The organism is Actinoplanes octamycinicus (assembly GCF_014205225.1).
In the GTDB taxonomy this organism is placed as follows: Bacteria; Actinomycetota; Actinomycetes; order Mycobacteriales; family Micromonosporaceae; genus Actinoplanes; species Actinoplanes octamycinicus.
Genome location: NZ_JACHNB010000001.1, coordinates 8,326,265 through 8,340,221, shown reverse-complemented (window position 1 = coordinate 8,340,221; position 13,957 = coordinate 8,326,265). Strand labels below are relative to the sequence as shown.

Below are 13,957 nucleotides of genomic sequence, written 5' to 3'. Positions count from 1 at the left end.
CTCCCTCAGGCCTGCCAGGCCGCTACGACATCATCGGGGCCCCAGATGGTCTGGACGACGCCGGTGGGCAGGGTGGCGCCGGAACGGGTGACGACGATCAGCCCGGTGTGCGCCGGGTCGTAGCCGGGGACGCGCCGGGCACCTTCTTGGAGTTCGTACAGGTCGCGGGCGTCGAACGGGGTCCCGAGCCATTTCAGCGATCCGCAGAAGTGGATCTGTGAGGCGACCGGCCCCCGGTCGGCGCCGACGAGGTCGATCTCGGGGTTGAACTGCCGGTTCCACCACCCACCGACAGCATGGGCCTCCGGCCAGGGCAGGGCGCCGCTGGCAGCGGCCTGCTCCAGCGAGGCGCGGACCAGTGGTTCGACGGCTTTGCCGCGCCAGCTGGTCCAGCGGTTGCGGAGCAGGGTGTTGCCGGCTTCGGGCCGCCCGCGTCGCGTGAGGTTGTGGACGTCACGCAGGATGGCGAGGTAGAGGCGCAGGTTGCTGTCGGCGACCCGGTAGAGGGCGGGTTTGCCGCTGCTGGTCGAGAGTGGCTGGTCCGCGGTCAGGATCTGCTTGTCATCGGTGAGTTGCCGCAGCAGTGGGGACAGGGTGCCGGAGCTGACGGCCCCGTCGCGGCTGCCGGCAGCGCCGGCGATGTTGGCGAAGGTGCGTGCGTCACCGCCGACGGCCTCCAGGACGCGCCGGGCCACGTCGGGGTTCGGAAATTCCGAAGCGAGGGACTGTTCGGGTACGGCGAACAGCGGCGACGCCGGGTCAGCGCATTCGTCCCGGAGGTAGTCGTCGGCCGGAGTTCCGGATGGCCAGCGCATCAGGATGCCGGGCAGGCCACCGGTGATCAGGTGGGCGTCGATGGCGTCGGAGCCGGCCAGCCCGGTGGCGGCGGCGGTTTCGGCCAGGTGCAGCGGACCCAACACGAGGTTGTCGGCGCGGCCGTAGAACGGCCGGTCGTAGGCGGTGAGGCGTTGCATCATGTGCAGGTCGCTGCCGAGGAGCAGCAGCAGGACCGGGCGGCGGGACAGCAGGCGGTCCCAGACGACCTGTAGCTGTCCGTCGAAGGTGTCGTCCTGCTCGGTGAGCCACGGCACCTCGTCGAGCACGACGATGCTCGGCCGGTCCGGCAGCGTCCCCGCGAGGAGGCGCAGCATGTCGCCCCAGCCGCCGGCCGGTGGCGTGCCGGGGAGCAAGCCGTGGTCGTTCGGCAGATCCGACTCGGTCAGAGCCGCGAGGAACTGAGTGGTCGACTCGGTGGCCGAAGCGCCTTTGACCGCGGTGAAGTACAGGTAGGGCAGCCCTGAGCGGTCACAGAGTTCCTGCACCAGGCGCGACTTGCCGACCTGGCGGCGGCCACGGATGGCGACCGCAAGCCCCGTCCCGGCCCGGGTGATGTGGTCGATCCGTTTTGTCAGCAGAGACAGTTCGGTCCGCCGCCCGATGAACACGGCCGCCTCCAGCAGTAGAGGATGTCTAGGTAGACGGAATCTACGTAGAACCAATCTACCTTGGCGGGCACCCGCCCCCGTCAGGTGAGGGATTTGAGCATCTGCTGGGTCACCACTCGGTAGCCCGACGTCTCGTAGAGGCGCACCGCCGCGGTGTTGTCGCCGAAGACGTTGAGGCCCAGCGACTGCACGCCGCGGGACCGCAGCTCGTCTTCCGCGGCGGTCAGCAGGGCCCGGCCGTAACCCGACCCGCGGTAGGGCTCGGCGACCTCGATGTCGTAGAGGAAACCGCAGTCCGGGATGCCCCGCGGATGCGTCTCGCTGAGCCAGAGGATGCCGACGCGGTCGCCCTCCGGATCATCGGCGGCCAGGAAGAGCATGCCGGGCGTGGCGAACCCGCCGGGCAGCAGCGCGTCGTGGCCCTCGGTCGCCAGTTGTTCCGCCTCGTCCGGTGACCAGTTGCCAGCCGCCATCTGCTCGTCGGCGTGCGATCTGATCGCCGCGGCGCGCCAATCGTCGAACTCGGCCTGCGTCATCTGTCGGATCAGCACGTCGGGCATGTGCGGATCATGTCATAGAAGGACGTCACGGTGCCGCCCGCAATTCCCCGGATATCCGGGCGAAGGGGGTAGCCTTGACCGGCTATGACTGGGGACCTGCTGGACATCCGCCGGATCTATGTTGAGCCGGCCGCCGCCGAGCTGCCGCGGGGCAAGGAGATCCTGGCCCGCTTCCCCGGCGCGCAGCTCGTCGAGGTGGAGAGCCACAACCGGATCCCGGAGCTCTACGGGGACGAGACCAACGTCAACCGGTGGGTGCGGATCAAGCGGGAAGCGCTCGTGCTCGGCGTGAAGAAGACACTGACCGCCCGGCCGAACGGACGGTCCGCCGACTTCATCGCGCCGTCGACGGCGAACGGGTGCGCGATGGCCTGCGCCTACTGCTACGTGCCGCGGCACAAGGGGTACAGCAACCCGATCACGGTCTTCGCCAACATCGACAAGATCGCCGGCTATCTGCAGCGGCACGCCGGGCGGCAGGGGACCAAGACCACCCCGAACGAGTGCGATCCGTACGCCTGGGTCTACGACATCGGGGAGAACTCGGACTGCAGTGTCGACGCCCGGATCAGCGACAACGTCCGCGACCTGGTCGAGCTGTTCCGCTGGCTGCCCACCGCGAAGGCGTCGTTCGCCACCAAGCATGTGAACCGGGAGATGCTCGACTGGGCGCCGGGTGGGCGTACCCGGATCAGGTTCTCCTTGATGCCGCCGCGAGATGCCAAGATCCTGGACATCCGGACCTCCCCGATCGCGGAGCGGATCGCCGCGATCGACGACTTCGTCGCGGCCGGTTACGAGGTGCACGTCAACTTCAGCCCGGTCGTGGTCCGCGACGGCTGGCTGGACGACTGGGCGGCCCTGCTGGAGCAGCTCGACGACGGCATCGGCCCGGCGGCGAAGCGGCAGCTCGCGGCCGAGGTCATCTTCCTGACCCACAACCGCGACCTGCACGAGGTGAACCTGGGCTGGCATCCGAAGGCCGAGGAGCTGCTCTGGCGCCCCGAGCTGCAGCAGCCGAAACGCTCGCAGAACGGCTCGTGGAACGTGCGTTACCGCACCGGCGAGAAGGGGCGGTACGTCGCCGCGCTGACCGACCTGATCACCGAGCGCACGCCGTACCTGCGGGTCCGTTACGCCTTCTGACCGGCCGCCAGCCGGTGCTCGGCGACGATCTGCGCGGTGAGCAGGGCCAGCGCCAGCAACTCCAGCGCCAGCAGCGGCAGCCCGGCGCCCAGCGGCCGGAGCAGCAGGAACAGCGCGCCCGCGGCGAGCCGGACCCAGGTGCGCCGGTCCCGCGGGCCGCCCGGCCGGCACAGCTGGATGACGCCGATGGCGAGCAGGAACGCGCCGATGCCCCCGCACAGCGCCCATCGCGCGCTGCCGTCGACGGCGTGGTCGTGCACGGCGTGGGTGGCCAGCAGCACGCCGACGCCGAACGCGGTGAGGGCGGTGTAGACGACGAAGTGCCCGTACACGTACACCTGGCCGCTGATCCACCAGTGGCGCATCGACGAGCCGTCGACGCCGTCGAAGTAGAGCCACCACAGGGCCCCGACGATCAGGAAGCCGACCGCGCCGACCGCGAGGCTCAGCGGGTCCTGGCCGCCCTCGCTGAGGCTCATCGCGCCCAGCGCCACCGCCTCGCCCAGCACGATGATGACGAACAGCCCGAAACGCTCCGGGATGTGGGAGACGTGGAACGGCACCCGGGCGATGGCCCGTGCGGACAGCAGCGGGACGGCGAGTTCGATCAGCAGGCCGGCGGCCCACAGCGCGTACCGGCCGGGGGCAGGCACCACGGCGGAGGTCAGCCAGAGGCCGGCGCCGGCGGTGAAGGCGATCAGGTAGCGGCCGGTCAGCGGACGGGCGGAGCGGTCCAGGCGGAACGCCCGGGCGTACAAAATGATCAACACCGCGCGGACCGCGACGTAGCAGAGGGCGAACCGCACCGAGCCGTTGCCGTGGAAGGCGTCCGGGACCGCGACCGCGAGCGCGGCCACGGCGAGCATCGCCACGATCATCAAGATCCGGTACGGGACGTCCGGTCCGGTCTGCAGCCGGTCGGCGTAGAAGGTGTAGCCGACCCACGCCCACCACACCGGCACGAACAGCAGCGTGTACTGCACGAAGCCGGACCCGGTGGGATGGTGCTCGAGGGTGGCGGCGAGTTCGGCCACGGCGACCACGAAGACCAGATCGAAGAAGAGCTCGAGCCAGTCGGCGTGCCGTTCGCCGGAACTGTCGGCCACCCCGAATCGGCGCGGCGCGGAAACCGGCTCGGTCATCGGCATCTCCCCGGTGATGTCGGTGGCCCCGCGCCGTTGCGATGGGGCGAGGCCTATTCCAGCACCGCGATCCGGGCGGCCGCCACCCCGCGGCCGCCCGGATCAGCGCCCGGGCGGGCGCCGTGGCTCAGGCGTTCTGGAGTTCCCCGGCGGCCGGCTCGGGCTTCGGCGCGTCGGCGAACCCGCGCAGCGGCACGTGCCGGATGAACAGGGCGACGACGATGCCGGCCGCGGCCGCGGCGGCGCCCCAGGTGAAGGCGGCGCTGACCCCGTCGCTGACGGCGACCGAAAAGGCGTGCCGGACGTTCTCCGGGAGGCTGCGCAACATGGCCGGGGTCATGCTGCCGGCCGCCGACGCGGTCTGGCCGCTGCCGCCCAGCGAGTCGATCAGGTGGTTGGTGTAGAGCGTGGTGAGCAGCGAGACCCCGAGTGAGCCGCCCATGTTGCGCAGGAAGGTGGCGGCGCCGGTGGCCGCGCCGATCGCGTGCACCGGCGAGCTGTTCTGCGCGATCAGCATGGTGGTCTGCATCAGGCAGCCCATCCCGGCGCCGAGGATCGCCATGAACACGCCGGTGGTGAACCGCGAGGTGCCGGTGTCCATGGTGGCGAACAGGGCCAGGCCCGCGGTCATCAGGACGGTGCCGGCGATCGGCAGCGCCCGGTAGCGGCCGGTGCGGGTGATCACCTGGCCGCCGATCAGGGAGACCGCCATGGCGGAGAGCATCATCGGCATCAGCAGCAGGCCGCTGTTGGTGGCCGAGGACCCCTGCACGTACTGCTGGAACTGGGGGAGCAGGGTGATGCCGCCGAACATCGCGAACCCGACGATCAGGCTGAGCACGCCGGCCAGGGTGAAGTTGCGGTTGGCGAACACCGACAACGGCATGATCGGCTCGGCGGCGCGGCGCTCGACCAGGACGAAGGCGGCGAAGGCCAGCACGGTGACGGCGGCCAGGCCGAGGATCTGCGGGGAGGCCCAGGCGTACTCGCTGCCGCCCCAGGTGGTGATCAGGACCAGCGTGGTGATCCAGGCGCTGAGCAGGCCGGCGCCCAGCCAGTCGATGCGCACCTGACCCTTGCCACGGGGCAGTTTGGCCAGCACGAACCAGCAGACCGCCAGGGCGACGACGCCGAGCGGCAGGTTGACGTAGAACGCCCAGCGCCAGTTCAGGTTGTCGGTGATGAAGCCGCCGACCAGCGGGCCGCCGATCATCGCGACCGGCATGACCGCCATCATCACGCCCTGGTACTTGCCGCGCTCGCGGGGCGGGACGATGTCGGCGAGCACCGCCATCACGCCGACCATCAGGCCGCCGGCGCCCAGTCCCTGGACCGCGCGGAAGGCGATCAGCTCGCCCATGTTCTGCGACATGCCGCAGAGCGCCGAGCCGACCAGGAAGATCGCGATCGAGCTGAGGAAGGTGATCCGCCGGCCGAGCAGGTCGCCGAGCTTGCCCCAGATCGGGGTGGCGACCGTCGAGGCGAGGATGTAGCCGGTGGTGACCCAGGCCAGATGGTTCAGGCCGTCGAGTTCGCCGACGATCGTGGGGAGCGCGGGCGCCACGATCATGTTGTCCAGCATGGCGAGCAGCATCGCGATGACGAGGCCGCTCATCGTCACCATGATCTCGCGGTGGGTGAAGCGGGTTGGTGTGGTCACGGCAGGGCATCCTTCGGTAGTCTACTTACCGGCCGGTTAGTAGCCTACTTGCCGCACGGTAAGTTGGCAAATAGATGAGGAGACCAGCAGCGATGGGTGCGGCAGGACAGCGACGGGGCGCGGACACGAAGTCGGAGATCCGCAAGGTGGCCATCGAGCTGTTCACCGAGCGGGGCTACGAGGGCACCTCGCTGCGCGAGATCGCCGAGCGGCTCGGCATCACCAAGGCGGCGCTCTACTACCACTACAGCAGCAAGGAGAGCATCGTCCTGTCGATCTTCCAGGCCCACCTGGACGCCCTGGACGAGCTGGTCACCTGGGCCCGCGAGCAGCCGCCCGGCCCGGAGCTGCTCAGTCAGGTCGTCGACCGGATGGTCGCGCTCGGGGTGGGCAGCGGGATGGCCGCGATGAAGTTCGCGATGGCCAACCAGCACGTGGTCCGCGACCTGCATCACCAGTCCGGCCGGGAGAACGCGTTCGGCAAGATGACCGAGCTGTTCGACATCCTCACCGGCCCGGACGCGTCCCTGGAGGAGACGCTGCGGGTCCGGTCCGCCCTGCTCAGCGTCAACATCGTGCTGATGGCCTCGCGCGGCCTCACGGTCACCGACGCGGAGCTGGCCGGTGCCGCCCGGGCCATCGCGCGCGACATCCTCCCGATTCAACCCGATCTTTCGGTACGGGAAACCGCCTCCTGACTGGCGTCGAGCGCCTCGCCGAGCAGCGCCCGCAGCGCCTGCGCGTGCTCGGCGAGGGCCCGCCGCCCGTCCTCGGTCAGCCGGGCGGTCGCCCGCCGCCCGGTCCGCCGCACCTCGACATATCCCGCCTCCTGCAGCGTGGCCAGCTGCTTGCTGAGCGCCGAGTCGCTGAGCCCGGTCGCCTCGCGGAGATAGCTGAACTCGGCGTGGGCCGCCGGGGTGAGCAGCGACACCAGCGAGAGCCGGACCGGGAAGTGCAGCAGCTCGTTGAAGCCGGCTGGCTGGGCGGTGCTCATGCCGGGTCCCGTGGCTTGCCGGCGGCGTCCTGTGCCGGCCCCATGGCGGCGATCCAGACCAGAGCCCCGGCCAGGCCGGCGATGGTGCCGTCGGCGGGCACGTCGAGCAGGCGCGCGAGGCTGCCGACGCCGATGATCGCGACGAGCACCGCGGCGGCGAACAGCGCCAGGGGAGTCCAGCGGAGGGCGCGCAGGCGCAGCCGGACGCCGGTCGAGCGCTCCAGCGCCGCCGCCGTCCCGAGCAGCGCGGTGCCGCCGGCCAGCAGCATCAGGCTGTGCGGCCACCCGGCGAGGTCGTTGCTCGCCGAGATCAGCGCCAGGCCCGCCGCCGAGCCGTAGGTGAACCAGGCCGGGAGCCGGCGGGGGTTGGCGCGGCGCACGGTCTGCTGCTGGCGCTGGTGGATCTCGGCGAGTGCCTTCGATGCCTCGGTGGCGTCCATCGGAGCCACTCCTTCCTTGGCGGCAAATGTTTCCTGTGCGGAAACTATAGCCCGACTCTTTCCTCGGCGGCAAGAGTTCCGCAACCGGAATAGACGTTCGTCCATTGACGCGGTCCCGGCGCGGGCGGCAGGCTCGCGTCGTGGTCACCCGCCTGGCGGCCTGGGTCGCCTTCCTGATGCTGCTCGTCCTCACGCCCGGTGGCGCGCTCGCCGCGCCGCGCGCCCCGCAGCTCCACGGCCAGACCGTGCAGGCCGGCCACCTGCGGGTCCAGGTGCTCAGCCCCACGCTGCTGCGCCTGGAGTACTCCGCTGACGACACCTTCGAGGACCGGCCCACCTTCAACGCCGTCGACCGGGACCCGCCGCGGACCCGGTTCACCGCGTCCACCCGCGGCGGCGAGCTGCGGGTCACCACCAGCGCGGTCACCCTGCGCCACCGGCTGGACAGCGGGCCGGTCACCGCCGCGAACACCAGCCTGGAGCTGCGTGTCGGCGGCCGCCCGGTCACCGCGCATCCGGAGTTCGGCAACCCGGCCCGCGCCGACGCGCTCGGCGGCTGGTACCGCGGGCTGGACTACTACGCCGGCCAGGCCGGTCCGGTCGAGCAGCTGAAGCTGCACCCGGGCATGCTCAACCGGGGCGGCTGGTACCTGCTCGACGACACCGCCACCGCGCTGCGCACGGACGCCGGCTGGGTCGCGGCCCGGCCCGCGCGCACCGGCGCCTATCAGGACGGATACCTCTTCGGGTACGGCCACGACTACCGCCGCGGCCTGGCCGACCTGCGTGCCCTGACCGGCCCGTCGGCGCTCCCGCCGAAGTGGGCCTTCGGCACCTGGTTCTCCAAGTACCAGGCGTACAGCGCCGAGGACTACCGCACCCAGCTGCTGCCCGCCTTCGCCGAGAACAACGTGCCGCTCGACTCGCTGGTGATCGACACCGACTGGAAGGCGCCGAACCAGTGGGCCGGCTGGAACTGGAACTCCACCCTGTTCCCCAAACCTGAGGAGTTCGTCGACGAGCTGAGCCGGAAGGGCATCACCACCACCCTGAACGTGCACGCCGCGATCTCCGGCGACGATCCCCGGTTCGCCGGGGCGCAGGCCACGGCGAAGGGCAAGCTGACGCCGGCGACCAGCAGCTTCGCGCCGAACCCGTACCGTTTCGACTGGAGCGACCCGGACCAGGCCGCGGCCTGGACCGCGCTGCACCGGCCCTTCGAGGACCAGGGCGTCCGGCAGTGGTGGCTGGACTACTGCTGCGACGACAGCCGGGTCACCGTCCCCGGGCTGACCGCCGACAGCTGGGTCAACGAGCTGTACCGCCGCGACGGCGAGGCCGCCGACCGGCGTGGCTTCGCACTGTCCCGGATCGGCGCGTCGTTCCCCGACTACACCACCCCGGGCCCGTCCGGACCGTGGGCCGAGCACCGCAGCACCGTCCACTTCACCGGCGACACCCGCCCGGACTGGGCCACCCTGGCCTTCGCCGCGGCGATGACCCCGGCCGAGGCCAGCATCGGGATGTCCTACGTCAGCCACGACATCGGCAGCTTCGCCGGCAAGCACCTGCCCGACGACCTCTACCTGCGCTGGGTGCAGCTGGGCGCGTTCCAGCCGATCCTGCGGCTGCACTCCGACCACGGCGACCGGCTGCCCTGGGAGTACGCCGGCACGGTCGGCAAGCCGGCCGCCGACTTCCTGCGGCTGCGCGAGGCGCTGGTGCCCTACCTCTACACCGCGGCCCGGCAGACCTACGACACCGGGATGCCGATGGCCCGGGCGCTCTACCTGCAGTGGCCCGAGCTGGACGAGGCGTACCAGCACGACACCCAGTACCTGCTGGGGGACTCGCTGCTGGTCGCGCCGGTCACCACGCCCGGGCTGAGCACCACCGTCCCGGTGTGGTTCCCGCCCGGCACCTGGACCGACTTCTTCACCGGGGAGACCTTCCGCGGGCCGGCCACCCGGACCGTCGCCGCCACCCCCGACCACATGCCGGTCTACGTCCGGGCCGGCGGCATCCTGCCGACCGCCGCGCCGGCCCCGAACGTCGCGGCCCAGCCCGCCGACCGGCTCACCCTGACCGCCTACCCGCACGCGTCCGGCAGCACGGTGGTCTACGACGACGCCGGTGACGGGCTCGGCTACCGCACCGGCCAGTACACCCGCACCCCGGTCCGCTACGACGAGGGCCGGCGCGGCGCCGAGCTGACGGTCGGCCCGGCCACCCGCTCCCGGCACTACACGGTCCAGTTCGCCGGGGTGTCCCGCCCGCACCTGGTCACCGTCGCCGGCCGTCGCGTCCCGTTCACCTACGACGCCGCGAAACACCTGATCAGCGTCGAGGTCACCGGCGCCAAGGCGATCACCGTGCGGCACGACGGGGTGCCGCTGACTGTGGCGCAGCAGCCGGCCGTCGAGCTCACCCTCACCGCGCCGGACGGCCTGCAGTCCGGCGCCACCAGCCGGCTGGTGCTGGCCGCGCACAACGCCGGCCCGGGAACGATCACCGCGCTGACCGGGTCGATCACCGCGCCGGACGGCTGGGTGGTCACCCCGCGCACCGCGACCACGGCCGCCTCGCTCGCACCCGGCGCCGACTTCACCGTCACCTACGACGTCACCCCGACCGGCCCGTCGCCGCGCACCGCCGCGGTCACCGGCCACCTCGCCTACCGCAACCCGGACGGCAGCGCGGCGAGCCTGCCCGCGTCGCTCACCGTCCCGGTCCGCCCGGTCGCGGTCACCTTCCGGGTGCTCGCACCGCCCGGCACACCACCGGACGCCACCCTCCACGTCCCCGGCAACATCACCGAACTCGGCCCGTGGGACCCCGGCAAGGTGGCGATGACCAACCGTGGCAACGGCATCCACGAGGCCACCGTCACCGTCCTCGACGGCACCGACATCCAGTACAAGTACACCCGCGGCACCTGGGAGACCGTGGAGGACTGGGGCTCGATCACCGGCACCAACAACCGCAGCGTCACCGTCGACGGCGGCATCACGCGAACCATGCTGGTCGACGACACGTCAACCCAGTGGGGCGTCCCCGGCGTCCCGGACACCCACCTCGCCATCCAGTACTGGCGCGACCCGCTCGTGGTGAACACCGCCACCACCCCGACCGCGGTCACGGTGACCTTCCAACGCGACATCCAGCCCACCGGCGCCGACTACAGCGCGTCGATAACCGTCACCGGCCCCACCGGCCCGACCGCCGGCGCCACCACCGAGCCCACGCCCGGCGCCCTGATCTGGACACCCGCCACCCCACTGCCGCCCGGCAGTTACACCCTCACCGTCGACCAGGTCAGCAGCACCGGCCCCGGAGGCGTCCCGATCCGCAAGCCCTACACCAGCACTTTCACCGTCCCCTAAAACCCAGGTCAAGGTCTGCTCCCGGTACGACCGAAGCCCCGCCCGGGAGCAGACCCTCGTCCGCGCCCCGCAAGCCCCAGCACTGCACTTGTCGAGTGACAGGTTGATCGGGCTCTGGCTCACTCTTGGTGGACTCAACCATGGATGATGAGCCGCCGAGCACGGGTCAGTCGAAGTAGACATCGTCCATGTCACGGAGACTCAGGTCGTGCCCGGCCAGGAACGCCTCGGCGTCGGTGTGCCGGTCACGCGCTTGCAGGCTCCGGACCACGATCAGGCAGGCCTCCCAGAAATCGAGGCCATCCGGGTCGGCAGCCCAGGGCTGGGCCAGCTCCTCAGCGTCAGCGTGGCGGCCCAGCATCAGCAGGACCCACGCTTCCCGCAGGCAGAGCGGCATAGTCGCCCGGATACCGCCCGGCCCGATCCAGTGCCGCCTGCGGCTGGCCGCTGCCGGCTTCGAGTCGGCACAGCTCGGCCTGCACGGCGGGCAGCGAATTTTCCGGCACCAGGCCGGCTTCGATAAGTTCGTCCAGCCGGGAGACCAGCGGCCATGACCGGGGTGGCAGGCCCCGGCTCAGCACGCCGAGCAGCACACGCGCCTCCGCGCCCTGGTCGCCCACCTCCCGGTACAGGTCGGCGGCCTCCAGCAGCATGGCGACGCCGCGCTCCTGGCTGTTGATGTCGGCCGCCTTTTCCAGCAGAGCGGCCCGGGACGGCAGGGCTGGCGGAAGCGAGGGCGCGGACAGCAGCTCGTCCAGCAGGTCCCGCATTTCCTGCCGGTGTTCGGCGACATGGGAGTAGAGCTCAGTCAACAGATAGCGGGCGGTCATCGCGTCGTCGGCGAGACCGACCCGGGTCAGGTCGCGTCGTGCCTGTTCCGCGGACACCATGGCATCACCCCAGCGCCCGGCGTCGCGCAGACGCACCGCCACCTCCAGGCGCAGCCGCGCCGCACCGGCGGCGTCGCGAGCGGCAGTCCGCTCGGCGATCGCACGGACCAAGGCGTCGACGGCGGCCCGGCTCGGATCCCCGGCAGGTTCGTGCATCTGATCATTATCCGGCCCCCTGCTGAGCCACCTGAGCTTGCCGGTTCAACCTCCGGCTAGCCCTTGACGTCCCCCGCGGACTAGCGCTCGCTGGTGACCGCCGGTGCTCGCCGCCGGGCGGTCATCCGATGATCTCCAGGTTCCGCAGGGCGATGCGGTAGGGTGCCTCGCCGCCGGCCGGGTCGCCGTAACCGCCGATCACCACGTTTCCGCCGCCCGCTGGTACGCCCTTCTCCAACAGGACCGGGGCGATTTTGCGAGCGTCCTGGTAGAGCGAGGCCTCCTTTCCGTGGATGTCGATGGTGATGCGATGCGGTTCGCGCAGCCGTGTGCGATCGGGCAGCAAGTAGAAGCCCAGTTCTTCGACGCTGTCGCCCTCGTACCAGTTGAAGATGTATCCGTGGGCGCACACGTTCACCCCGTAGGCACCGGCCCTGGTGCTGAGGAATTGCACGACGGCGCAGCCACCAGCCGTGCGCAGGTCGACTTCGACCGAGATCCGGTGAGCACCGGCGAAGGACTGTACGGTTTCTCCGCATTCGTAGGTGCCGGTCCGGTCCACCGTGACCATCAGCGCACCGGAGTACTGGCAGGAACTGTGGCCGTCGGTGTTCGCGCGGATCACATCCGGGCGGGTCAGCGGATCCGCCACCTCGGCGTCGGCCGCGAAGCGGAACGGGCGCGCGGCGGACGGCGCCGCTTCCGAAACCTCAGGACTGCCGCCGACCGGCTGGGATGGTCGCTGTGACCCGGGGGAAACGCTGGTCCCTCCCGGCGAGGGTGCGGCCGTCACCGTCCGGTCGTCGACGCGTGCGCGCAACACCACTCCGATCGCCGCCATGCTGACCACGGCGGTCACCATGGCGACGATCAGCCCGAGCCGGCCCCGGCGGGCCGCCGGTGTCCGGCCGGGTTCGGCGATCGACCGCCGGCTGTTGATGACGGGACGCGGAACGCCGGAGAACGTCGTCTGGGCCTCCTGCGCCGCGTTGCGTAGCGCCGGTTGTGCCGCCATGGCGGACTCGGCGGCCATGCCGGTGTCCAGCAGGTGGTCCAGCAGCTGCCGAGCGGTAGGGCGGTCGCCCGGCTGCATCTGCAGCGCGGCCTCCACCAGCTCACGCAACGGCCCATCCAGGCCGTTCAGATCGGGCGGCTCGGTCATGATGCGGGTCGCCGTCGCGAGTGGTGTCCCTCCGTCGAAGGGGCTGTGCCCGGTGCCGGCGTAGGCCACCACCGCACCCCACGCGAAGATGTCCGCCGCCACCGTCAGCGACTCGCCGGCTGTGTTGTCGAATCGCTCCGGCGCCATGTAGGCCACGGTGCCGACCATCTGGTCGGCCAGCGTGTGCCGGGTGCTGTCGTGCATCGCCTGGGCGATGCCGAAGTCGATGACCTTCGGCGTGCCGGGCGGCAACAGCACGTTGGCTGGTTTCAGATCCCGGTGGATCACCCCGGCGGCATGGATCGCGGTCAGCGCGGTAGCCACCCCGATCGCGACCCCGTGCAGGTTCGCCGACGTCAACGGCCCGCGCTGCCGGACCACATCGGCGAGGCTCGGCCCGTCCACGTACTCGATCACCAGGTACGGCGGCTCGTGGTCCGGGTCGGCGTCGAGCACCTCGGCGGTGCAGAAGGGCGGCACCTGCCGCGCTCGTTGCACCTCGGTGCGGAAACGGCGGCGGAACGCCTCATCGGATGCCAGGGCGGGCCGCACCACCTTCACCGCCACCAGGCGTCCCTGCCCGTTCTCGGCGAGATAGACGGTGCCCATACCGCCGGATCCCAGACGGCTGATGATGCGGTAGGCGCCCACGCGGGCCGGGTCGCCCGGCCCGATCGGCTCAACTCGCCCGCTGGGCACGGCACCTCCGCCTGTTGTCGACACCAACGTCAGATGTCCCGCCCGATCGGTCGCTGACAACGTGCTCAGGCCGGAAAGATCAACATCAGGATACTGTGCCCGCCCGCTACTGGAGACTACCGGCCTGCGCGACGCGGTCCGGAGGCCTCGGACCGCGCTCTCGCCTCCGTGACCGCGCAGGGCTTGCAGCGCCTCGGGCTCAGGACGGCAGCGGGCGGGGCACTGCGGCGCCTGCTCCGTCGCCGCGGGTAGCGGTCGTCTTCGGAGGCTCGGGGTGGTC

Annotated in this window: 12 protein-coding genes; 3 read left to right on the top strand and 9 right to left on the bottom strand. The window is 71.1% G+C overall.

Annotated features, from left to right (window positions below; all coding sequences use genetic code 11):
• Positions 1-5: 5 nt before the first annotated feature.
• Both BJY16_RS37810 and BJY16_RS37805 read right to left on the bottom strand, forming a co-directional pair.
• Entirely contained in the window at positions 6-1,499 is a 1,494-nt protein-coding gene (locus tag BJY16_RS37810; RefSeq protein ID WP_239176965.1) for an ATP-binding protein, read from the bottom strand.
• A 26-nt stretch (positions 1,500-1,525) separates the two neighbouring features.
• Positions 1,526-2,005: a GNAT family N-acetyltransferase gene (locus BJY16_RS37805; RefSeq protein WP_185044338.1), complete on the bottom strand. Its 480-nt coding sequence runs from the start codon at positions 2,003-2,005 to the stop codon at positions 1,526-1,528.
• 84 nt (positions 2,006-2,089) lie between these two features.
• Between BJY16_RS37805 and BJY16_RS37800 the strand changes: the two genes are divergently transcribed.
• A complete protein-coding gene (locus tag BJY16_RS37800; RefSeq protein WP_185044337.1) occupies positions 2,090-3,151 on the top strand; it encodes a spore photoproduct lyase family protein in 1,062 nt (353 codons plus the stop codon).
• On the opposite strand, the gene BJY16_RS37795 is transcribed toward BJY16_RS37800, so the two are convergent.
• Positions 3,139-4,293, bottom strand: a complete 1,155-nt coding sequence (locus tag BJY16_RS37795) for a low temperature requirement protein A (RefSeq protein WP_185044336.1) — start codon at positions 4,291-4,293, stop codon at positions 3,139-3,141. The two genes, BJY16_RS37800 and BJY16_RS37795, sit on opposite strands and share 13 nt — an antisense overlap.
• Before the next feature lie 127 nt (positions 4,294-4,420).
• Positions 4,421-5,953, bottom strand: a complete 1,533-nt coding sequence (locus BJY16_RS37790) for an MDR family MFS transporter (RefSeq protein ID WP_239176966.1) — start codon at positions 5,951-5,953, stop codon at positions 4,421-4,423.
• A 74-nt stretch (positions 5,954-6,027) separates the two neighbouring features.
• On the opposite strand from BJY16_RS37790, the gene BJY16_RS37785 reads away from it, so the two are divergent.
• On the top strand, positions 6,028-6,651 hold the full coding sequence (locus BJY16_RS37785) for a TetR/AcrR family transcriptional regulator (protein WP_260418360.1): 624 nt from the start codon (positions 6,028-6,030) through the stop codon (positions 6,649-6,651).
• On the opposite strand, the gene BJY16_RS37780 is transcribed toward BJY16_RS37785, so the two are convergent.
• Together BJY16_RS37780 and BJY16_RS37775 are read right to left on the bottom strand one after the other, a co-directional pair.
• Positions 6,615-6,947, bottom strand: a complete 333-nt coding sequence (locus tag BJY16_RS37780) for a transcriptional regulator (RefSeq protein WP_185044335.1) — start codon at positions 6,945-6,947, stop codon at positions 6,615-6,617. The genes BJY16_RS37785 and BJY16_RS37780 overlap by 37 nt on opposite strands.
• Positions 6,944-7,387 carry a hypothetical protein gene (locus BJY16_RS37775; protein WP_185044334.1) on the bottom strand — a complete coding sequence of 148 codons (444 nt, stop codon included), beginning with the start codon at positions 7,385-7,387 and terminating at the stop codon, positions 6,944-6,946. Before BJY16_RS37775 ends, BJY16_RS37780 begins: the two co-directional genes overlap by 4 nt.
• A 140-nt stretch (positions 7,388-7,527) precedes the next feature.
• Here BJY16_RS37775 and BJY16_RS37770 point away from each other — a divergent pair, with 140 nt between their 5' ends.
• Entirely contained in the window at positions 7,528-10,770 is a 3,243-nt protein-coding gene (locus BJY16_RS37770; RefSeq protein ID WP_239176967.1) for a TIM-barrel domain-containing protein, read from the top strand.
• 166 nt (positions 10,771-10,936) lie between these two features.
• Here the strand turns inward: BJY16_RS37770 and BJY16_RS37765 are convergent, their stop codons facing one another.
• From BJY16_RS37765 to BJY16_RS37755, 3 genes are all read right to left on the bottom strand, one after another.
• A complete protein-coding gene (locus BJY16_RS37765) occupies positions 10,937-11,131 on the bottom strand; it encodes a hypothetical protein (protein ID WP_185044333.1) in 195 nt (64 codons plus the stop codon).
• A complete protein-coding gene (locus BJY16_RS37760; RefSeq protein ID WP_185044332.1) occupies positions 11,112-11,816 on the bottom strand; it encodes a hypothetical protein in 705 nt (234 codons plus the stop codon). Before BJY16_RS37760 ends, BJY16_RS37765 begins: the two co-directional genes overlap by 20 nt.
• 121 nt (positions 11,817-11,937) lie before the next feature.
• Positions 11,938-13,737 (bottom strand): serine/threonine protein kinase, encoded by a 1,800-nt coding sequence (locus BJY16_RS37755; RefSeq protein WP_260418359.1) that lies wholly within the window; start codon positions 13,735-13,737, stop codon positions 11,938-11,940.
• Positions 13,738-13,957 lie beyond the last annotated feature (220 nt).

Excerpts from the sequence above, each read along its gene's own strand:
- BJY16_RS37805 (WP_185044338.1), bottom strand. The coding sequence starts at position 2,005 with ATGCCCGACGTGCTGATCCGACAGATGACGCAGGCCGAGTTCGACGAT.
- BJY16_RS37800 (WP_185044337.1), top strand. The coding sequence starts at position 2,090 with ATGACTGGGGACCTGCTGGACATCCGCCGGATCTATGTTGAGCCGGCC.
- BJY16_RS37795 (WP_185044336.1), bottom strand. The coding sequence starts at position 4,293 with ATGACCGAGCCGGTTTCCGCGCCGCGCCGATTCGGGGTGGCCGACAGT.
- BJY16_RS37785 (WP_260418360.1), top strand. The coding sequence starts at position 6,028 with ATGAGGAGACCAGCAGCGATGGGTGCGGCAGGACAGCGACGGGGCGCG.
- BJY16_RS37780 (WP_185044335.1), bottom strand. The coding sequence starts at position 6,947 with ATGAGCACCGCCCAGCCAGCCGGCTTCAACGAGCTGCTGCACTTCCCG.
- BJY16_RS37775 (WP_185044334.1), bottom strand. The coding sequence starts at position 7,387 with ATGGACGCCACCGAGGCATCGAAGGCACTCGCCGAGATCCACCAGCGC.
- BJY16_RS37765 (WP_185044333.1), bottom strand. The coding sequence starts at position 11,131 with ATGCTGGGCCGCCACGCTGACGCTGAGGAGCTGGCCCAGCCCTGGGCT.
- BJY16_RS37760 (WP_185044332.1), bottom strand. The coding sequence starts at position 11,816 with ATGCACGAACCTGCCGGGGATCCGAGCCGGGCCGCCGTCGACGCCTTG.